Raw genomic sequence first — 20,241 nt, 5'->3', positions numbered from 1 at the left:
AAACAACGGGCACTTCTCCTCGTGCTAGATGTCAGGTGCGGGGCCATGCTACACGCTCGGACGCGGGCTTACTCCCGCAGCGCGTAACGCGGCCAGGCGGCGCTCCAAACGTCGGGGACGCTGTTCCGAGCGATTGCCCGTATCGCCCGTTCGGGCAATGTGGTCGCGCCCAAAGCGGGCCAGCAGAAGATCGTCAATGATGCGCACTTGTCCGGGCTGATAGCGGTAGGCCATTGCGGAACTCACCGCGGAAATGTCCTCCTCATTGAGGAGCTCGCGCAGCTGGCCTACATGGGTAATCCCGTTGCGGGCGAGCAGCTCAGACAGCCAGCGGTAGTGGTCAGAGCGGGACCGTGGAAAACGCGTGCCCACGAGCATGCTCAAAACCCCGGGAAGGATCTCCGCGCTCAGCTCCACGTCCTCCTTGGTGTCTTGCTGCGAGCCCTGCAAAGTAGCAATCTGGTCGAACTGCTGATCCGCCAATTCGATGAGCCCCGCGGCGAGGGTAAACGCCCGGTCCACGCGCGGGTCGAGCTGGGTGGCGCCGCTCTTATAGCGAATGTCGTGCTCAAATTCAGCCCACGCGTGCTGGAGGACCGTGCGCACCTGGACCTCGAAGACAAAGCCCGCGTAGTCCTCCAGGCCCTCCGTATTCGGCTCGATGCGCAGCACCAGGTGGTGGGATCCGTAGCCAAAGTTCCCGGCGATGCGCGTCTCCGCGGTCTTATCAACGGAGCGGACGACGCTAAAGGATTGCCGCAGCACCGCGATGGCCACCGGAATCTCCGTGGAATGGTAGGTGGTCACCCGAACCCCCACAAGGTCATGGATGTTTTGCCAGGGATCCGGGTAGACCGGGGAGCCCGTGGCATCGCGTTTGTAGGCCTTGGCTTTGAGCGACGGCCAGGTTTTCACGCGCGCGACGATGCGATCGTAGGTGACGCCGGCGTCGCTGAGCAGCTCCTCGATGGCGGCGACAAAGTCCGCGGAGGCATGCGGGTGAGTGGTGATCCAGCGGTGATAGTCATTGCCCAATTGGGCGACGGGATTGTCATTCATATTGGCCAACCAGTCTAGCCCGAGCCCGGGCCGGGTTACTCTAGCGATGCAAAGCCGTGGCGGTAGATCAGCGGACCCAAGCTGGGTAGCTCCCCAGCCTCAGCCGCCAGCGTGGCACACCGGGCCAACACCGTCGTGCGCACCGGCAGCGGGCTGCACAACAGCACCCCGGGCCGCACCACGATGTAGGCGGGCTCCACACCGCGGCACAGACTCGTCAGATGCTTGTGCAGCACGGAAAAAGAATAGGGGTGGGCCAGCCAGGCCGTCGGGTCAGCGCCGGGGGTGTCTACCTGTGCTGCTCCGCGCAATCCCGGATCAAGGCAGCTGGCCGGGCGCGTCATAAACCTGGTCCCCAAGGGGAACTGGGCCAGCCGCACAAGGTTGCACGCGGCCGCATCCCAGGCCTGGTGCATGGTCAACCCCAGCTGGTGGAGATGCGTGGCATCCACGGGCGTGCCGTCGAGGGTCAGTCGCGCGGCAACACCGCGCGACAACGTGACATGGTGGTGGGCCGGATCGCGGTGGCGCTGGGCAACCAACACTGGGCGCAGCGCGGTGGGCGCACAGGGAGCAATTGTCATACCTCACTGGACTGCTGCCGGAACCGAATGGTTCCCATTGCCCTAAAACGGGGGTTGTTCCTCTAGCCCCAGGGCGGCGATGAGCTCATCGGCGGTCCAGATGTCAATATGCTGCCCGGCGGCGATGAGCTCCTCGGCCCTTTTGTGCTTGGAGGTCTTGGTCGTCCAGGCGCCGGCAACAAGGATTGTGGTCTTCTTGGTCACGTTCTTTCCCACGTGCCCGCCGCGCTGGGCGATACCCGCCCACAGCTGCCCCTTGTCATAGGGCTCGAAGTCCCCGGACAAGGTGACGTGCTGGTCAAAGAGCAGACCGTGGGGATCGGCATCAGGGTTGGCCTCAGGCACGGTGTCGGGCGTTGCCACCGCCTTCCAGGGGTCGCGCCTGGGTTTCTTCGCGGCGCTAAACAGCTCGCCCTGGGCGCCTTCGTGCGCGGCGGAGGTGGACCCAGCGGCGGCGCGGCCAGCCTTCCCAGCCTTCCCGGCCGACCCGGTGGCCCCGGTCGCGCCCTTGCGAATGGACAAGACGGGGTAGACGCGATCCTCCTCGAGGCGCCCCAGGCTGAAGCGGTGTGCGGCAAAAAACTCGTCAATGCTGCCGCTAAAGCCTTCGCGCCGGGCCAAGGCGACGACGATGTCCCCGCAGGCCTGGGCATCAGCGTGTGCGTCATGATGGCGCCCCGGGGTGATGCCCAGCTCTTCAGCCACGGTGGGAAGTTTGTGGTTTTTCAAGGACAGGTCGCTTCTCCGGCTCAGCGCCAGGGAACAGCCGAAGCGCAGCTGTGGGACGGGGCTGTCACTGGCGCGGCTTGCCCGGAAGAGGGCTGAGGCATCGAACTGAGCGTTGTGGGCCACAAAGACATCGGTGCCCACAAACTCGACTGCCTGCGCGATGGCTTCGGCACAGCTTGGGGCCTGCGCGACGTCTTCGGCGCGGATCCCGTGGATGGCCACGTTGGCCGAATCGAAGTAGGAGACGGGCTGCGGCGGTTGGCACAGCCAGGACGCGGAGTCCTCGGCGATGCCATCGCGGTAGCGCACCACCCCGATCTGGCAGATGGACGCGTTATCCGCGTTGGCGGTCTCCACGTCGAGGGCGACAAAGTCCAGGCCGATCACCGGCGCGATCGTCGGGGGAGTCTCGCCGCGCTGGGCGGCGCTTAACGCATCGGCAAAGGCTGCGGCCTCCCGGTCGGCGCGCGGGGAGAAGCGCACCCGCAGGTCGGGGGCGTCGTCACGCGCGATATCTACCCACCCGCCGCTTAATGCGGTGGGCGGCTGCGTGGCAATGCCGGTGATGTGGCGCAACGGCACCGTATCGCTGGCGCGCCCGGTAAGCGCAGCTAGGAGGGCACCGTAGGTGACGGTGACCTCGCTGGAGGTGAAGCTAAGCGTGGCGCCATGGGCCGGGATCACGGGGCTTATGTCCTTTCTTCGGGGCCAGCGCAGCCGGCGAGGACCACCGCGATCTTGGCGCAGAAGTGATCCTCGCGCTGCTGGGCATCGCCCGCGGCAGCGTCCTGGGCGGTGGGCTGGCCGGTCAGCTGCGCGAGCTGAACCTGTGATTGTTCTACTAATACTGCCCCAACGATGGCGTCGATAAGCACCTGCGCCGCAAGCGCCGGGGCGGGGGCGTGCGCTGCGCGCATGACGTCCTGGGCACGCTGGGTCAGTTGGTCCCGCAACCCCGGCATGGATAGCCCGGCGACGAGGACCTCGCCGCCGTCAGTGTGGGCGAGCACCAGGTTACGCAGCGTGCGGGCAAACTCGTTGGGGCTCAGCGGCTGTGTAGGGGGGTTGAGCAGGGAAGAAAGCATGGATTGCGCCATGAATTCGATGAGGTGCTGCTTGTTCGGAATGTGCCAATAAAGGGCCCCCGGCGCGACCCCAAGGCCGGTGGCAAGTCGCCGCATAGACAGATCCGCCAGGCCATACTGGTCCAGGATCTGCAAGGCGGCGGCTACGATCTTCTCGCGCGACAGGTGCACCCCGCCCACCTTATACGGGCGCACAGGTAACAGGGCCAGGGGGCAATGGCGATAGTCTGGGCGTGAACTTGAGCCGGTAGACTGGCCGCTCAAGAAAACGCCGACCAATTTGGAGGTTCTTCCAGTGGCGAATGCATCTGTGCCCAAGACCGTCCTTGCTGTGGCCGCAGGAGCCGTGGCAGTACTGCTTGGTGGATGCGGTGGACATGCAGATGATGCTGCAGATTCGGAGGCGGGGACCACGGCGGCGTCGAGTAGCGTCGGCGCAGCGGGCAGCCCCAGCAGCACTGCGGTAGCCCCCACCTCAGCACAGCAGTCCGCCAGCGCCGCCCCCACGTCTGACGCGGCGCACCCGCAGCAGGGCGCTACCCCCAATCAGGGGCCCGCCCCGGAGGGATCGCCCAAGGTGGAAAATGACGCGGAAGTGTTGGGCAACTCCGGCCCAGGGGTGACAGGAAAGCTCCCCATTGAGGGCGGCGTGCCCCCGAGCCCGGCGGACGAGGCGGGGATTAGGACCCTCGTCATGGGCTTTAATGATCAACACACGATGCGCTCCAAGATCGGCTACCTGCCGGATCACACCTGCCAGCGGGTGCTGGCCGCCAACGGCGGGCGGGAAGCATTCAACCTGGATTCGGTTCCGGACGTGCCCCTGGATTCCTTCCCCGGCACCGGGCAGGGCCAGTCGGATGTCCTTGACGTCACAGACGTGCTGGTCAACGGCGACCGGGCCAGTGCCACCGTCACGGTCAGCGGCAAAGAAGGCCCGCAGTCGGCGGTGCAGCGCTTTGAGCGTGAGGGCGGGGCCTGGACATTTTGCGATTAATCCCTGATCACTCGGCGCGCGGCGATGACTCCGCACCCGCCAGCGCCGAGCAGTCACGGCGGCGCGCACTCGTGGGCGCAGGTGCCGGGACGATGACGCTCGTGCTCGTTGTGTTTGCTCTCGGCGGGGCGATCTGGGGTGCCGTTCGGCCCACGTTGGTGGGGGTGGTGGCAGGCGGCGGGGTGGTCACCCTGTCTGGGGCGCCGGGAAACACCATGTTCGCCTACTGGGTGGCGCTGGTGGTCTCCTGCGCGGGCCTGGGGATGTTGCTTGCCGTGGCGGTGTATGCCCGCTCGAAACGCAGCCGCGGGCTGGCCATGCTGTGGTGGATAGCGCTGGTGGTGGCGGGCGCGAGCATTGTCTTTGCCGCCGTGGGCCAACAGGTGGCCGGGTGGATGGTGCCCGTACCGGAGTGGGGTTCGGTGCATGAGGGCATGCAGGTGCGGCTTCCTGCCGCGGTGCGCCCAGGCGGCATTGTGGCGCTGTTTCCTGCGCTGTGCGCAGCCCTGGCGTATTGGTGCTGCGTCCTGGTGGACCGCGGATAGGCGCTGGCCAGGAGTAACGGGGCCGGGATTTAGCGGGGCCAGTGCACCGCGGAGGTGCCCGACAGCTGGGTGCTCACCGTATCTATGGCGGCGAGCACGGTGCTCATGGATAGCGCGAGATGGTGGACTAGTTGGGCGTTGTTATAGCCAGCTGCTGCGGGCAGGGTCAGTTCTGCATTGAGGTGCAGCTGTTGGTCATCGATGGTGCAAAAGGTGCGTGCAGTCCACGGGGAACGCGAGGCGTCTGAGCAGGTCAAAAGCGTCCTGAGGGTCTGGGTGCGGGGATCGAGTTCGGTATCCCAGCGGGCGCGAATGAGTAGTTGAGGGGTGGGGTCGAGCGTGAAGTTGAAGGGGATGTCATTGATCCAGGCGGTGATCGTGGCGCCTTCGACGCTGGTGCGCCGCACCCCGACGTCGTGGAGGACCTCGCGCAGCCGCTCAACAGACAGCGGGTGTGGGCTGGCGCCCAGGGTGCCGTCGTCGCGCGGGTGGTCCTGGTAGGCGGCCCCGGTGTGGCGCGGGGAGCTGGGGTGGAGCATGCGCGCAGGCCCGGCGGGGTCGGAGATGATGTGTGCCAGTGGTTCGCCCAGGGCGTCGAGGTCGGCGCGGAGGCGGGCTTGGGCGGCGGGAGAGGAGGCGGGGCCGATGGCGTCGGCGCCGTCGGCGGCAAGCTCGGGTAGGTGCTCAATAATCCAGCTCACGGCCCGGGTGGCGTTGGCAATGCCGGCGGATAGGGCGGTGGACAGTTGTGCATCCGTCAGGCCGGGGGCAATGGAGATGCTGGAGTGGCCGGTGACCTCGACAGAGGCGTCGTCGCTCAGCCACAAGCTCAGCGCGGGATCGCAGTGGTAGCAGTGCCATTCGTTGAGACATTCCGCGATGAGGGTGGCGTAAGACATGGGCAACCGGCGCCGCAGGGTGACGGCCATGACCAGGACGGGAAAGCCGCCTGAGGGCCCGCACAGGTACACGGTGGTGCGGTGGTGCAGCGCGGGAATGATGGCACGATCGGCGCCCTCATGGTGACGATGCCCCAGCGAGTCGAGCGCGCTAATGATGCGCGCCAGGGTGACTGGGCGGGGAGCATTGCTGGCGGAGGCGTGCACGGTGGTCCTCCCTCGAGCCGGTGGTCTAGTGGTGACAATGATGGCCTTGAATCGGTGTGCGGTCAACCGTACGTGGCGGTATCTGGAAAGACGCTGGCTATGTCCCGAAAATCATCTGGGCGGCCCCGGAGGGGGCGGTTCCCGCTGAACCTCGGGCTCGCGTCCAGGACGCCCAAGGCGCCGAAAATACCCAGGAGCCGAGCCCGAGAGCTGAGCCCAGGATTGGCCAATGCGGCGGTTGCACCGACGATAGCTACAATGGGTAAACCAGCTATTGTGCGGGTGACGGCATATTTTCCGCCTGTTTGCCCGCTGGGGGCCGGTTCGGTCCCGCCGCGCTGGATGCATGCATGACGCTGACCGGATGCATACATGTCTCTGTTGTCATCGACCGATGCGCGCTATGTCGGGCGTTGACCGTGGTGCCTTGCGGCCTGCCACGGCGGCGGCTGGCGGGGTGCGACAAGAAAAATACACCAAAGCACAAGAAGAGTAGATGAGCCATGCTGAATCGTATTGACCTCACTGGGCAGGTACCCACCACAAGTTCGTTGCGTCGGGTGTTGCCGCGCGGCGGGACGGATGTGGCTTCCATGATCGATACCGTTGCGCCGATTATTGCGCAGGTCCGCGAGGGGGGTGTGGCCGCGGCGAATGAGTTTTCCCAGCGTTTTGACGGCGCTGTTCCGCCGGCGATCCGCGTTCCGGAGGCGGTGATCTCTGCGGCCGTGGAGGCGCTGGATCCGCAGGTCAAGGCGGCGATGGAGGTCATGATCGAGCGGGTGCGTAAGGTGCACGCCGATCAGCGCCCCGCTGCGCACACGACGACCTTGGCGCCCGGGGCTGCGGTAACTGAGGTGTTTTTGCCGGTCGAGCGGGTGGGGTTGTATGTGCCGGGCGGCAAGGCGGTGTATCCGTCGAGCGTGATCATGAATGTGGTTCCGGCCCAGGAGGCGGGGGTGGAGTCTTTGGTGATCGCCTCGCCGCCGCAGGCTGAGTGCGATGGCTGGCCGCACCCGACGATCCTCGCCGCGGCGCGCCTGCTGGGCGTCGATGAGGTCTGGGCGGTTGGCGGCGCGCAGGCGGTGGCGTTGCTGGCCTATGGCGATGATGAGCACGGTTTGGAGCCGGTGGACATGGTCACGGGCCCGGGCAATATTTTTGTCACGGCGGCCAAGCGCCTGGTCCGTGGGATTGTGGGCACGGACGCGGAGGCCGGTCCTACGGAGATTGCTATCGTGGCGGATTCTTCGGCCGATCCGGTGTGGGTGGCTTATGACCTGATTAGCCAGGCGGAGCATGATCCGCTGGCTGCCAGCGTGCTGATCACCGATAGCGTGGAGCTGGCCGATGCCGTGGACCGGGAGATCGAGCAGCGCTATCAGGTCACCCGCAACCACGAGCGGGTGGCGGAGGCGTTGCAGGGCAGCCAGTCGGGCATTGTCCTGGTCGATTCCATTGAGGTTGCCCGGAAGGTGGCGGATGCGTATGCCGCTGAGCACCTGGAGGTGATCACGCGCAACGCGCGCGCGGATGCGGAGGCGATCCGGCATGCTGGCGCGATCTTTGTTGGCCCGTATGCGCCGGTGCCGCTGGGCGACTATGTGGCGGGGTCGAACCACGTGCTGCCCACCTCCGGGACGGCGCGCTTTAACCCGGGGTTGTCCACGCACACCTTCCTGCGGCCGGTCAACCTCATCGACTATGACCGCGCGGCGTTGGCGCAGGTTGCTGATGCGATCGTGGCGATGGCCGATGCGGAGGATCTGCCCGCGCACGGAGAGGCCGTGCGGGCCCGGACCCAGAATGCCCAGGAGGATTAGCGCCATGACCATTCCCCAACCGGCCCTGTCCGACCTGCCGCTGCGCGCGGAGCTCAAGGCCAGTTCCGCCTACGGCGCCCCGCAGTTGGACGTTCCCGTCCGCCTCAACACCAACGAAAACCCCTACCCGCCGTCGCCTGCGCTTATCGACGCCCTCGTGGCCGCGGTGCGCACGCACGCCGGCGAACTCAACCGCTACCCCGACCGCGATGCCACCGCGTTGCGCACCAAGCTTGCCGCCTACATCACCGAGCGCACCGGGGTGCACGTGGGGGTGGACAACGTGTGGGCGGCCAACGGCTCCAACGAGGTCCTCCAGCAGCTCCTTCAGGCTTTCGCCGGGCCGGGTCGCACCGCGTTGGGCTTTGTGCCCAGCTACTCCATGCACCCGCTGCTGGCGCAGGCCACCAATACTGAGTTCGTGGCGGTGCCCCGCAGCGCGGACTTTAGGATTGACGTCCCCGCCGCCCTGGAGGCCATTGAGCAGCACCGCCCGGAGGTGGTGTTCATCACCACGCCCAACAATCCGACGGGCCATGTCACGCCCCTGGCGGACATCGAGCGCATTGTCCAGGCCGCGCCGGGAATCGTCATCGTCGACGAGGCCTACATGGAGTTTTCCTCCGCCCCCTCGGCGGTCAGCTTGCTTGCGCAGTATCCCACCAGCCTGGTGGTCTCCCGCACCATGTCCAAGGCGTTTGATTTTGCTGGCGGGCGCCTGGGCTACTTCGTTGCGGCCTCCGCCTTCGTGGAGGCGGCCTTGTTGGTGCGCCTGCCGTATCACCTGTCCACGCTGTCTCAGGTGGCCGCGATCGTGGCGCTGGATCACGCCGCAGACACGCTGGCCACGGTGGAGGCGCTGGTCCAGGAGCGCGAGCGGGTTGCCGCCGGCCTTGCCCAGTCCGGCTTCTCGGTCAGCCCCAGCGAGGCCAACTTTGTTTTCTTCGGGGATTTCAAGGACCAGCATGAGGCGTGGCAGTTCTTCTTGGACCGCGGCGTGCTCGTCCGCGACGTCGGCGTGCCGGGATACCTGCGCGCCACCATCGGTGTGCCGGAGGAAAATGATGCCTTCCTCGCCGCCGCAGCAGAATATGAAAGGACCACCCTGTGACCGCCTCTCGACGCGCCACCGTCACCCGGACAACCAGCGAATCGGACATCACCGTCAGCATCGATCTTGACGGCTCGGGCACCACCCGCATTGACACCGGCCTGCCGTTTTTTAACCACATGCTCACGGCCTTTGGCGTCCACGGCAGCTTTGACCTGGAGGTCTCCTGCCGCGGAGACATTGACATTGATGCCCACCACACCGTGGAGGACACCGCCATCGTCCTAGGCCAGGCCATCGATCAGGCGGTGGGGGACAAGGCGGGCATTCGGCGCTTTGGGTCCCAACTGTTGCCCATGGATGAGACACTGGTTGAGGCCGTCATTGACTTGTCGGGCCGCCCTTATTTTGTGGGCGAGGGGGAGCCGGATCACATGGTCCACCAGATCATCGGCGGGCACTACGCCACGGTGATCAACCGGCACTTCTTTGAAACCTTGGCCTTCCATGCGCGTGCGACTCTGCACCTGACGTGTCGCCGTGGGCGTGATCCTCACCACATCACGGAGGCGGAGTACAAGGCAGTGGCGCGGGCGCTGCGCCAGGCTGTGGAACACGACCCCAGGGTGCACGGCATTCCGTCGACGAAGGGGGCACTCTAGAGGCATGGACACCGTTGCTACAGTTGCCCAGGATGCTGCTTCCCCAAACGCCTGGCAGGTGTATGTACTCTTCGCCGTGGCGGGGCTTTTGGTGGGGGCGACGTGGTCGGCCTATCAGCATGGGTCGAAGCTGTTGACAATGGTGGCCGCAGTGTTAGCAACGCTGGCGCTGGTGGCAGCAATCGTGTGGCTTATAGGAGGAGTGACGTAAGTGACGCAGCAGGGCGGTAGCCAGGCGAATCAGCCGCAGGTGACAAGCTTGTGGAAGGCCCCTGGCTACGTGCCCACGCTCATTGCCGTGGCCTGTGCCTTCGGCGCCTGGTCCCTGCTGCTGCCGGTCATTCCCGCGCAGGTCATTGATCAGGGTGGCTCGCGCACCCTCGCCGGCGCGACCACCGGCATTTTCATGGTGGCCACCGTTGTCACCCAGGTACTCACGCCGCGGGCGCTGCGTCGCTTTGGCTACAACCCGGTCATGGTTGCCGCCGCGGTCACGCTCGGGGTTCCCGCCCTGGGCTACCTGCTGGGTATGTCGGCGCTGCCTGCATTGCTGTTTTCAGCCATCCGCGGGGTGGGTTTTGGGGCGCTGACGGTGGCAGAATCCGCGCTGATCGCCGAGCTCGTTCCGGTGCGCCTGCTGGGTAAAGCCTCCGGCACGTTGGGCGTGTTCGTGGGGCTGGCCCAGATGCTGTTCTTGCCGGTGGGCATGGCAATGCTGGATACCCCACTGGGCTTTACTTCGGTGTGCATCGCCGCGGCGGTTGTCGCAGTGGTTGCGGGGGTGATGTGCCTGCGCATCCCGCGGATCAAGGCATCGACAAGCGCCCCGCAGGACCCCGCACAGCGCCACCACCTGCCGGCGGTATCCACGTGGAAGCTGGTCACGGTGCCGGCGCTGGCGGTGACGTCCCTGTCCATGAGCTTCGGGGCGGTCTCGTCGTTCCTGCCGGTCGCCGTCCGGGAACTTGATGCCCACACCGGGGCGGTGATTGGTGGCGTGATGCTGTCCATCGTCGGCGGGGCCATCATGGCGCTGCGCTACGCCTCCGGGATCATCGCGGATCGCCGCGGGCGGCCTGGGGTGACCATGATCCCCGGCCAGATTCTCGGCGGCGCGGGCGTGGCGCTGATGGCCGTGGTGCTCTACTACGAGTGGCCGGTGTGGTACCTCATCATCGCGGCGATCGCCTTCGGTGGCGGCTTTGGCCTGGTACAAAACGAGGCCCTGCTGACCATGTTCCTGCGCCTGCCGCGCAGCCGCGTGTCTGACGCCTCGGCGATCTGGAACGCCTCCTACGATGCCGGCACCGGGCTGGGCTCCTTCATCCTCGGCGCGGTGGCGGCGCAGCTGGCGTACTCCGGGGCCTTCGCCGTCGGGGCGGCCCTCGTGGCGGTGGGGTTGGTGCTCACGGTGGGCGACGCCATCGTGGGGCGCCACCGGATCACCGAATACTCCAACACGCGCGCCCGGCTGCGCCAGATTCCCATGGCCCGCGCGGCGGTGCTGCAGGCCCGCAAGGTGCGCCACTCGCTGCTCATGCCGCAACAGCAGGGTCCTACGGTCCGCGGGCGCATCGAACGCCTTGACCCCACCAAGAAGGACCACGAAGGCCAAGACTAAGCCACGGACCCGTTAGGATGGCGGGCATGGCTTCCTCAGTGGCAATTCTTGACTACGGCGCGGGCAACCTTCGTTCGGTGCAGCGCGCCCTGGAGCGTGTTGGCGCGCGCGTGACCATCACCTCTGACCCGCACGCAGCCACGGAGGCAGACGGCCTGGTGGTGCCGGGGGTCGGGGCCTTTAGCGCGTGCATGGAAGGCCTCAACGCCATCCACGGGCCGCGGATCATTGGGCAGCGCCTGGCCGGCGGACGCCCGGTATTGGGCATCTGCGTGGGCCTCCAGGTCATGTTCGACTACGGCACCGAACACGGCGTGCGCACGCCGGGATGCGGGCAATGGCCGGGCACCGTCGAAGCGCTCCAGGCGGATGTGCTGCCGCACATGGGGTGGAACACAGTGGACGCACCCGCCGATTGCCCCATGTTCGCTGGCCTGGATGAGTCCACCCGCTTTTATTTTGTGCACTCCTATGGGGTGCGCAACTGGGAACTGACTACCGACGAGCTCACCCGCGCCCCCCAGGTCGCCTGGTCCAGCCACGGCGGCGATCGCTTCGTGGCCGCGGTGGAAAACTCGGCGCTGTGGGCCACGCAGTTCCACCCGGAAAAGTCCGGGGATGCCGGCGCGCAGGTGCTGGCCAACTGGATGGGTACCCTCTAGCGCCAGCTTGGGCGGGGGTTGCGGCGGCGGGTCGCGGCGGCGAGGTGTGCTGGCGGGGTGCGGCAGGGGTGGCGTCGCAAAGCGCGAGCTAACCGGCACACGCCAGGCGGTCTGCCGGTGGACCGCCGCGGAGATGACTAGACTGGGGCAGCATGACTCTTACTGTGTTACCTGCTGTTGATGTGGTTTCCGGCCAGGCGGTTCGGCTAGAAAAGGGCGTTGCCGGGACCGAGAAGTCCTACGGCGATCCGGTGGCCGCGGCGCAGGAGTGGCAGGACCAGGGGGCGCAGTGGCTTCACCTGGTGGATCTTGATGCCGCTTTCGGGCGGGGATCTAACTTTGAGCTGCTCAAGCAAATCGTCTCAACGGTGTCTATGCAGGTGGAGCTCACCGGCGGTATTCGTGATGATGCCACCTTAGAGCGGGCGCTGGCCACGGGGGCGCGCCGGGTGAACATCGGTACCGCGGCGCTGGCTCATCCGGAGTGGATCGCCGATGTTATTGCCCGCCATGGCGATCGCGTCGCGGTGGACCTGGCCGCCAGCAATATTGGTGGGTCCTGGCGCGCCATGGGCAAGGGGTGGGTCGATGATGGCGGTGACTTCTGGGAGATCCTGGAGCGTTTGGATGCCGCGGGGGTCTCACGGGTGGTGGTCACGGACGTGTCCAAGGACGGCACGCTGGCGGGGCCGAACGTGGAATTGTTGCGCGAGGTCTCTGCGGCGACGGATGCCCTGGTCACCGCCAGCGGCGGGATTTCCTGCCTGGATGATCTGGTGGCGCTGTCGGCGTTTAGCAGCGAGGGGATTGATTCGGCGATTGTGGGCAAGGCCCTCTACGAGGGGCGCTTTACCCTCGCGGAGGCGTTGCAGGTCGTAGGAGGATCATGCCGCGGCTAGCTCACGAGCTGCCCGCGCTGCACCAGTGGGCCCAGGAGATCCTTGACGAGACACAGTCGCACTTCCTGGCGTGCGTGGGCTCCCGCCCGGCGTGGCTGAAGGCCCCCGGCGACTTTGCCACCAAGGCGGACCTGGACATTGAGGCCTTCCTGCGCCGGCGGCTGACTGAGGCGACCGGCATCCCGGTGCTGGGGGAGGAGACGGGCGGCACGCTGGGGACGGATCCGGTGTGGGTGGTTGACCCTATCGACGGCACCGCAAATTTCGCGGCGGGCAATCCGCTCTGCGCGATCCTGGTGAGTTTGCTTATCGACGCCCAACCAGTCCTGGGGCTGACCGCCGTGCCGGTGCTGCACCGTCGGCTATCGGCCATCGCCGGGGGCCCGCTGCTCGTCGACGGCACGCCCATGCCGCCGCTGCGGGATTCCTCGAACCTCACCGCGCAGGTGGGCTTTTCCTCCGTGGCCTCCCCCGATGACTCTTCTTTCCCCAGCATGGTCCGGCAGGGCCTCCTCGCCCGGCTGGCGGAAACGTATCTCCGCCCCCGAATCACCGGTTCTGTGGGGGTAGACCTGGCGTTTGTGGCGCAGGGGATTTTCGGCGGCGCGGTGTCGCTGTCCCCGCACGTGTGGGACAACGCGGCGGGGGTGGCGCTGATCCGGGCGGCTGGGGGAGTAGTCACCGGGGTCGATGGGGAAGAATGGACAGCGGACTCGGAGGGCGTCGTCGCCGGGACGCGGAGCGCGCACGCGGCGATCATGGACGCCATCAGACAGACAACAACCGAGGTCAAGACCTCCGGAAAGGACCGACGATGACACTGGCCGTACGAGTAATCGCGTGCCTGGACGTGGATGACGGCCGGGTGGTCAAGGGGGTGCGCTTTGCAGACCTTAAGGATGCCGGCGATCCCGTCGAGCTCGCCGCGGCCTACGACGCCGCGGGCATTGATGAGCTGACGTTTCTGGATGTCTCCGCCTCGGCGGCTGGCCGCGGCACCATGCTTGAGGTGGTGCGGCGCACAGCAGACCAGGTGTTTATCCCCCTGACCGTCGGCGGCGGGGTGCGCAGTGTGGAGGACGTCAGGCAGCTGCTGCGTGCCGGCGCCGACAAGGTAGCCGTCAACACCGCGGCGCTGCGGCGCCCGGAACTGCTCGCCGAGCTTGCCCAGACCTTTGGCAACCAGTGCATCGTGTTGTCCCTGGATGCCCGCCGCAGCGCAGACCAGCCCTCCGGTTTTGAGGTCACCACCCACGGCGGGAGAAAGTCCGCGGGCGTCGACGCCATCGAGTGGGCGCGCCAAGGCGCTCGCCTGGGCGCCGGGGAGATCCTGGTCAACTCGATGGATGCCGATGGCACCCAGGACGGCTTTGACACCGAACTGATCGCCGCAGTGCGCCGCGCCGTCGATGTCCCCATCATCGCCTCCGGTGGCGCCGGTGCCGCGGCGGACTTCCCCCCGGCTATCGACGCCGGCGCTGACGCCGTGCTCGCAGCCTCCATCTTCCACTTTGGCAAGGTCAGCATCGCCGCGGTGAAAAAAGAACTCGCCGACACCGGCCACGAGGTGCGCTGATGAATACCCCAACACTTGACCCAGAGATCGCCAGCCGGGTCGCCTTCAACGACGCGGGACTCGTCCCGGCAATCGCGCAGGACGCCACCACCGGGGCCGTCCTCATGCTGGCGTGGATGGACGCCGCCGCGCTGGCGGCCACCCTAGCCACCCGCAAGGCCACCTACTGGTCACGCTCCCGCCAGGAATACTGGGTCAAGGGCGCAACCTCGGGGCACACCCAGGCCGTGCGGGAAGTGCGCCTCGACTGCGACGGTGACGCCATCTTGCTGCGCGTCGACCAGACCGGCGGCGCCTGCCACACGGGGGACCGCACCTGCTTCGACGCCGATGTCCTCCTCGCGCAGGAGCAACAATGAAGGCCCGCATCACCGCGGCGATCCTCCTCGCCAGCGCCGCGGTATGGTGGCTCGCCTCCCGAATGACCTGGATCGACGTCAGCGCATTCGATGACAAGTCCGGGCCCACCTCCGTGACGATCACCGGGGCGAGCTGGGCGCCCGGGCTCGGGGCAGGGGCGCTGGCCCTGCTGGCAGCAGCCGTAGCCATCCTGGTGGTGCGGTCGCTGGCCCGCCGCATCATCGGCGCGCTTGCCGCGCTCATCGCCGCGCTGGTGTCCTGGATCCCGGTGTCCACCCTGATCTCTGGCGCAGATCCGCAGCGCGCTTTTGACCTGTTAACCCACGGGACCACCAGCCAGCGCGCCAACCACCCCGTCAGCATCTCCGAATGGTCCCAGATCACCGCCACGGACGTGGCCGCGCTCGGCCCGGTACTGGTCTTGCTCGCGGCGGCCGTGGCCCTGTGCGCGGCAATAGTGCTGGTCGTGCGCCCAGGAGCAGACGGTGCGCGGACGCGCCGCTACGAACGCCCGGCACAGCGCACCCACAAGGTGCGTGCGCAGCTGGCGGAGCAGGACGAGCACGGCGCAGCCGGATTGTCGGAGGAATCAGGCCGGGTGTTGTGGGACGCCCTGGATGCGGATATTGACCCGACTGATACGCAACCGGGACCAACTCCGAATGAAAATCGCGGCTGATTTTCAGTCCTGTGGGCCGGGGGGATACCATCAACTGCAGGAATGGACAGCACCTGCCACGCTGGCAACCGGTACAAGCGGGAGGCAACCATGGCTGGGCACACAGCGGTTGACACGGTTCCTTCCGGCGTGCGCCTAGACGTCGCCCGGCGGGAAGCCCGGGTGAACTTTCGGGCTATCAAAGCGATGTCCACCAGCGTCGACCCGCCCCGGGCGGCGGTCACCGGCCTATTGCGTGAGGGATGTGGGGTCATCCCCGAGATCAAGCAGGTCGCCCACCCAGTGTCCTCGATTACGGACGTCGCCCACGACTTTGAGGCTGGCGGGGCACACCTCATTGCCTGCCACATTGAGCCCCACCGCCACCCGGGGGCGTTAGAGGACATGGCCCTTGTGCGCGCCGCGGTCAGCGTCCCGATCATGGCGCGGGGCATCATCTATGACCCCTACCAGGTCCATGAGGCCCGGTACTACGGCGCCGACATCATCCCGCTCAAGGTGCGCTACCTCGATGACTACCGGCTGGCAGCGCTGGCCGACCGTGCGGAGTCCTTACAGATGGTCGCGCTGGCGGAGGTGCGCTGCCCGCAGGAGGCGGACCGCGCGCTGCGCGCCGGGTTCACGGTCATCGGGGTGGATACGCGCGGCAAGCAGGAGCCGGGGGCGCACACCAGTGGACCGGACCGTTTTGCGGAGGTGGCCGCGGGGATGCCGGCGACCGTGATCTGTGTGGGGCTATCAGGGGTGGGCAGTTCCCGCGATGTCATCGACTACGCCGCGGCCGGGGCGGATGCCGTGGTGGTGCACAATGCGGTGATGGCAGCAGCGGAGCCGGGCCGCAGTCTTCGGGTCCTGTGTGCGGCGGGCCAGCACCCCGCGTGCCCCTCGCGCAAGGCTGCGACGTTGCGGTAACGCACCTGACAGGGGGGTGGGGCACAATGGGTCGAGTGAGAGTTGACTATCTGGCAACAATTCCCTCCCCGCCCCAGGGAGTGTGGTACCTCGGCCCGATCCCGATTCGTGCCTACGCGCTGTGCATCATCACGGGCATTGTGGTGGCATTGTGGATGACCCAACGCCGCTACCGGGCTGTGGGGGGTGACCCCGCGGTGGTGTGGGATGCGGCGATTGTGGCGATCCCGGCGGGGATTATCGGGGGGCGTGCCTACCACGTGCTCACGGACTGGGATAAGTACTTTGGCCCCGGCGCCCACCCCATCGACGCGGTGAAAATTACCAACGGCGGACTGGGTATTTGGGGCGCGGTGGCCCTGGGGACGCTGTGCGTGTGGTTGTTGCTGCGCTACCGCGGGGTCGCCCTTGGTGCGTTCGCGGATGCTGCCGCCCCCGGCGTCATCCTTGCGCAGGCGATCGGGCGTCTGGGCAATTGGTTCAACCAGGAGCTCTATGGGCGGCCCACCGATGTGCCGTGGGCGCTGGAGATTTATCAGCGGGTCAATGAGTCTGGTCGTGTGGCGCCGCTGACCGGTCATTCAACGGGTGAGGTGCTGGCTACGGTGCACCCGACGTTCCTCTATGAGGCGCTGTGGAACGTGGCCGTGTGCCTGGTGTTGCTGTGGGCGCATCGGCGGTGGCAGCTGGGCCACGGTCAGGTCTTCGCGCTGTATGTTGCGGGCTATACCTTGGGCCGGTTCTTTGTGGAGTTGATGCGCGATGATCCCGCCACGCATGTCTTTGGCCTGCGGATTAATACGATTGTCTCCGCGGTGGTGGGGCTTGGCGCCGTTGCTACCTTTGTGTGGTTGCGGGCCCGGTTTGGGCGCGGCACGCGGGTGGATTCGCAGGTAGATTAAGTCTTAACGCCCGCGGTGCGGTCTCTCCCGCGCGGCTGCGACGCTGTGTGCCCCCACATGTGTGGTGTTTTTTTGTGGACTCCCGCCCGCACTATCCAGGGAAAACAACAAAACCGGGCGTATTCGGATTCATCTAGGCGTCGTGTACCGTGGAGATCGGAACGAAAACGAAGTAGGTTGGATCACGTGGATAGAAGAACCAAGATCGTATGTACGCTCGGGCCGGCAGTCGCCAGCGATGAGGCCATCCGGCGCCTCGTCGAAGACGGCATGAACGTGGCTCGCATGAACTTCTCGCACGGCAGCCATGAGGACCACGCGCAGAACTACGCCTGGGTCCGCGAGGCCGCGGAGCAGACCGGCAAGTCCGTGGGCATCCTGGCTGACCTTCAGGGCCCGAAGATTCGCCTAGGGACCTTTGAGAACGGCACCGCCCAGTGGGACAACGGTGAGGTCGTGCGCATCACCACCGATGACGTCGAGGGCACCCATGACCGCGTGTCTACCACCTACAAGGGGTTGGCCAAGGACGCGAAGGCGGGGGACCGCCTGCTCGTCGATGATGGCAAGGTCGGGCTCGTCTGCCTCAAGGTTGAGGGCAATGACGTGGTCTGCGAGGTCACCGAAGGGGGCCCGGTCTCTGACCACAAGGGTGTCTCCCTGCCCGGCATGGATGTTTCCGTTCCGGCCCTGTCTGAAAAGGACATCGCGGACCTGCGTTTCGCGCTGCAGCTGGGCGTGGATCTCATCGCGCTGTCCTTCGTGCGCTCCCCGGCGGACGTGGACCTGGTGCACAAGGTCATGGATGAGGAGGGTCGCCGGGTTCCGGTGATCGCCAAGCTGGAAAAGCCTGAGGCCGTGGACGCCCTCGAGTCCATCGTTTTGGCCTTCGACGGCATCATGATCGCCCGTGGTGACCTTGGCGTGGAGGTTCCGCTGGAGCAGGTTCCGCTCTTCCAGAAGCGGGCCATCCAGATCGCCCGCGAGAACGCGAAGCCGGTCATCGTGGCCACCCAGATGCTCGACTCCATGATCACCAACTCGCGGCCTACCCGCGCCGAGGCATCGGACGTGGCGAACGCCGTGCTCGACGGCGCGGATGCCGTCATGCTCTCCGGTGAGACCTCCGTGGGCGTGGACCCGCACAACGTTGTACGCACCATGGCCCGCATCGTGCGCAAGACCGAGTCGGGTGGCACCGTGCCGCCGCTGTCGCACATTCCGCGCACCAAGCGCGGCGTGATCTCTTACTCCGCGCGCGATATCGCCGAGCGGCTCAATTCCAAGGCGCTGGTGGCGTTTACATCCTCCGGCGATACGGCGCGTCGCGTCGCTCGCCTGCACTCGCACCTGCCGCTGCTGGTGTTCACGCCGAACTCGGACGTGCACGCGCAGCTGTCGCTGACCTGGGGTGTGGAGCCCTTCTTGTGCCCCGAGGTGGAGACCACCGATGAGATGCTCAACGAGGTCAATGACGCGCTGCTCAAGATGGAGGAGTACACCAACAATGACATGGTCGTTGTGGTGGCCGGTACGCCTCCGGGAATCCAGGGCAACACCAACATGATTCACGTCCACCAGCTGGGCGATGATCTGGTTGAGGCTGCCCACGGCAACCGCTAGGAAGCGCAGGGACGGACAGTGCCCGCCTGCGCCTTAACCCCCACCCGGTGAGCATTCACCGGTGGGGGGTTTGTCTATTGCTGTCGGGCGAGGTAGGTCAGGGCGGCGGCGACGCCGGCGCGGGTGGCGGACTCGACGGTGGGCTCGTAGTCGGGCAGGAACGTGGGCATGTGGTTGACGGGGACGTCCTCGTCAACGGTGCCGTTGGCTACGGCGTTATCCCATACGTCGTGGGGGGTGCACCCGATGAACCAGAACATGTAGGGAACGCCGAGCGCCCGGGGGATGTGGGAGAAGTCTTCGGAGACGGTGGAGCGTTTCGCCTCGACGGACTTGGCGCCAAAGACCTTGTCAAAGATGGGGCGCACGCGGTCGAAGACCTCGGTGGAGTTGTCTGTGACCTCAGCGTGGGAGAAGAACTCGAAGGAGGGGGCCGCCGGGCAGCCGGAGGCGGTGCATTCGGCCTTGACCACGCGCTGGATGGCCGCCAGGACGCGCTTTTTCACGGCGTCGTTGTAGAACCGGCAGTTCAGTTGCAGCTGTGCGCTTTCGGGGATGATGTTGTTGACCTCGCCGGCGCGCACAGATCCGACGGTGATGACGGCGAATTCGTTGGGGTCGACTTTCCGGCCGACTATTCCTTGGAGCCGGATGATGATCATGGCGGCGACGTAGACGGGGTCTACCGCCTTGTGGGGCATGGATCCGTGGGCGCTGACGCCGGGGATGGTGATCCGGATGGAGTCTGCGGCGGCGAGTTGGCCGCCGGCCATCGTCTGCACCTCGCCGGCGCGCCCGGGCATGATGTGCTGGCCGAAGCAGACGTCGGGCTTGGGGATGATGGAGGCGAGCCCGTCGGCGATCATGGCGTCCGCGCCGACGCCGTTTTCCTCCGAGGGTTGGAACAGCGCGATGAATGTTCCGTTCCACCGGTCGCGGTCGGCGTCGAGAGTCGCACACACGCCCATCAGCGCGGTGGTGTGCATGTCGTGGCCGCAGGCGTGCATGACGGGGGCGGTAGAGCCGTCGGGGCGGGCCTGGACGCGGGTGGAGGCGAAGTCCACGCCGGTGTCTTCCTTGACTGGTAGGGCGTCAAAGTCCGCGCGCATGAGCACCACGGGCCCGGGCCCGTTGCGGAAGATGGCGACGATTCCGAACCCGCCGATGTGGGTGTGGACCTCGCAGTCGTAGTGGGCCAGGCGTTCCTCGATGCGCGCCGCGGTGGCCCGCTCTTGGCCGGACAGGTCCGGATGTTCGTGCAGGTCTTCGTAGAATGCGCGCTGGAAGCCCAGGTCAGCGGTAGTTGACGTCAGTAGCAGCGGCGTATGGTTCATGGTTCCAACTGTAGAGAATGCGCGAAAGGGGT

General features: G+C 66.4%; 22 protein-coding genes. 16 read left to right on the top strand and 6 right to left on the bottom strand.

Annotated elements, in window-relative coordinates; all coding sequences use genetic code 11:
- Positions 1-48: 48 nt before the first annotated feature.
- The 4 genes from LH390_RS07390 to LH390_RS07375 are packed head-to-tail and all read right to left on the bottom strand — an operon-like array spanning position 49 to position 3,628.
- A complete protein-coding gene (locus tag LH390_RS07390; protein ID WP_227281921.1) occupies positions 49-1,059 on the bottom strand; it encodes a GTP pyrophosphokinase in 1,011 nt (336 codons plus the stop codon).
- 35 nt (positions 1,060-1,094) lie between these two features.
- A complete protein-coding gene (locus LH390_RS07385; protein ID WP_227281922.1) occupies positions 1,095-1,643 on the bottom strand; it encodes a hypothetical protein in 549 nt (182 codons plus the stop codon).
- Positions 1,644-1,685: 42 nt separating this feature from the next.
- Positions 1,686-3,056, bottom strand: coding sequence for a 3'-5' exonuclease (locus LH390_RS07380; RefSeq protein ID WP_227281923.1), 1,371 nt, complete (start codon positions 3,054-3,056; stop codon positions 1,686-1,688).
- Positions 3,057-3,061: 5 nt separating this feature from the next.
- Positions 3,062-3,628 carry a TetR/AcrR family transcriptional regulator gene (locus tag LH390_RS07375; protein WP_227281924.1) on the bottom strand — a complete coding sequence of 189 codons (567 nt, stop codon included), beginning with the start codon at positions 3,626-3,628 and terminating at the stop codon, positions 3,062-3,064.
- Between the two features lie 124 nt (positions 3,629-3,752).
- On the opposite strand from LH390_RS07375, the gene LH390_RS07370 reads away from it, so the two are divergent.
- Together LH390_RS07370 and LH390_RS07365 are read left to right on the top strand one after the other, a co-directional pair.
- On the top strand, positions 3,753-4,454 hold the full coding sequence (locus LH390_RS07370; protein WP_227281925.1) for a hypothetical protein: 702 nt from the start codon (positions 3,753-3,755) through the stop codon (positions 4,452-4,454).
- Positions 4,445-4,999, top strand: a complete 555-nt coding sequence (locus LH390_RS07365; RefSeq protein ID WP_227281926.1) for a hypothetical protein — start codon at positions 4,445-4,447, stop codon at positions 4,997-4,999. Before LH390_RS07370 ends, LH390_RS07365 begins: the two co-directional genes overlap by 10 nt.
- Before the next feature lie 29 nt (positions 5,000-5,028).
- Here LH390_RS07365 and LH390_RS07360 read toward each other — a convergent pair whose 3' ends face one another.
- A complete protein-coding gene (locus LH390_RS07360; RefSeq protein WP_227281927.1) occupies positions 5,029-6,105 on the bottom strand; it encodes a type III secretion system chaperone family protein in 1,077 nt (358 codons plus the stop codon).
- Between the two features lie 503 nt (positions 6,106-6,608).
- Between LH390_RS07360 and hisD the strand changes: the two genes are divergently transcribed.
- The 14 genes from hisD to pyk all read left to right on the top strand — a co-directional run bounded on the left by hisD (position 6,609) and on the right by pyk (position 18,875).
- Positions 6,609-7,928, top strand: a complete 1,320-nt coding sequence (gene hisD, locus LH390_RS07355; protein WP_227337358.1) for a histidinol dehydrogenase — start codon at positions 6,609-6,611, stop codon at positions 7,926-7,928.
- 4 nt (positions 7,929-7,932) lie between these two features.
- The gene (locus tag LH390_RS07350) at positions 7,933-9,039 is read left to right on the top strand and encodes a histidinol-phosphate transaminase (RefSeq protein WP_274709561.1); all 1,107 of its coding nucleotides are present in this window, start codon (positions 7,933-7,935) and stop codon (positions 9,037-9,039) included.
- Positions 9,036-9,641 (top strand): imidazoleglycerol-phosphate dehydratase HisB, encoded by a 606-nt coding sequence (gene hisB, locus LH390_RS07345; protein WP_227281929.1) that lies wholly within the window; start codon positions 9,036-9,038, stop codon positions 9,639-9,641. The genes LH390_RS07350 and hisB overlap by 4 nt, the downstream gene beginning before the upstream one ends.
- 4 nt (positions 9,642-9,645) lie before the next feature.
- Complete coding sequence (locus LH390_RS07340) at positions 9,646-9,852, top strand: hypothetical protein (RefSeq protein ID WP_227281930.1); 207 nt, start codon at positions 9,646-9,648, stop codon at positions 9,850-9,852.
- The gene (locus LH390_RS07335; protein WP_227281931.1) at positions 9,853-11,262 is read left to right on the top strand and encodes an MFS transporter; all 1,410 of its coding nucleotides are present in this window, start codon (positions 9,853-9,855) and stop codon (positions 11,260-11,262) included.
- Between the two features lie 26 nt (positions 11,263-11,288).
- On the top strand, positions 11,289-11,924 hold the full coding sequence (gene hisH, locus LH390_RS07330) for an imidazole glycerol phosphate synthase subunit HisH (protein ID WP_227281932.1): 636 nt from the start codon (positions 11,289-11,291) through the stop codon (positions 11,922-11,924).
- Positions 11,925-12,076: 152 nt separating this feature from the next.
- Positions 12,077-12,823, top strand: coding sequence for a bifunctional 1-(5-phosphoribosyl)-5-((5-phosphoribosylamino)methylideneamino)imidazole-4-carboxamide isomerase/phosphoribosylanthranilate isomerase PriA (gene priA, locus LH390_RS07325; protein ID WP_227281933.1), 747 nt, complete (start codon positions 12,077-12,079; stop codon positions 12,821-12,823).
- Complete coding sequence (locus LH390_RS07320; RefSeq protein WP_227281934.1) at positions 12,811-13,641, top strand: inositol monophosphatase family protein; 831 nt, start codon at positions 12,811-12,813, stop codon at positions 13,639-13,641. The genes priA and LH390_RS07320 overlap by 13 nt, the downstream gene beginning before the upstream one ends.
- Positions 13,638-14,399 carry an imidazole glycerol phosphate synthase subunit HisF gene (gene hisF / locus LH390_RS07315; RefSeq protein ID WP_227281935.1) on the top strand — a complete coding sequence of 254 codons (762 nt, stop codon included), beginning with the start codon at positions 13,638-13,640 and terminating at the stop codon, positions 14,397-14,399. Before LH390_RS07320 ends, hisF begins: the two co-directional genes overlap by 4 nt.
- Positions 14,399-14,758, top strand: coding sequence for a phosphoribosyl-AMP cyclohydrolase (hisI, locus tag LH390_RS07310; protein ID WP_227281936.1), 360 nt, complete (start codon positions 14,399-14,401; stop codon positions 14,756-14,758). The genes hisF and hisI overlap by 1 nt, the downstream gene beginning before the upstream one ends.
- Complete coding sequence (locus LH390_RS07305; protein WP_227281937.1) at positions 14,755-15,438, top strand: TIGR02234 family membrane protein; 684 nt, start codon at positions 14,755-14,757, stop codon at positions 15,436-15,438. Before hisI ends, LH390_RS07305 begins: the two co-directional genes overlap by 4 nt.
- Before the next feature lie 90 nt (positions 15,439-15,528).
- On the top strand, positions 15,529-16,350 hold the full coding sequence (locus LH390_RS07300) for an indole-3-glycerol-phosphate synthase TrpC (RefSeq protein ID WP_227324243.1): 822 nt from the start codon (positions 15,529-15,531) through the stop codon (positions 16,348-16,350).
- 35 nt (positions 16,351-16,385) lie between these two features.
- Positions 16,386-17,252 carry a prolipoprotein diacylglyceryl transferase gene (gene lgt, locus LH390_RS07295; protein ID WP_227281939.1) on the top strand — a complete coding sequence of 289 codons (867 nt, stop codon included), beginning with the start codon at positions 16,386-16,388 and terminating at the stop codon, positions 17,250-17,252.
- 186 nt (positions 17,253-17,438) lie between these two features.
- Entirely contained in the window at positions 17,439-18,875 is a 1,437-nt protein-coding gene (gene pyk / locus LH390_RS07290) for a pyruvate kinase (RefSeq protein ID WP_227281940.1), read from the top strand.
- A gap of 74 nt (positions 18,876-18,949) precedes the next feature.
- Here the strand turns inward: pyk and LH390_RS07285 are convergent, their stop codons facing one another.
- The gene (locus tag LH390_RS07285) at positions 18,950-20,209 is read right to left on the bottom strand and encodes an amidohydrolase (protein ID WP_227326802.1); all 1,260 of its coding nucleotides are present in this window, start codon (positions 20,207-20,209) and stop codon (positions 18,950-18,952) included.
- Positions 20,210-20,241: the final 32 nt, after the last annotated feature.

The sequence above is a fragment of the Corynebacterium uberis genome (assembly GCF_020616335.1).
Taxonomy (GTDB): domain Bacteria; phylum Actinomycetota; class Actinomycetes; order Mycobacteriales; family Mycobacteriaceae; genus Corynebacterium; species Corynebacterium uberis.
Note: the sequence above shows the minus strand (reverse complement) of the source record. Positions and strands in the feature narration are given on the sequence as shown.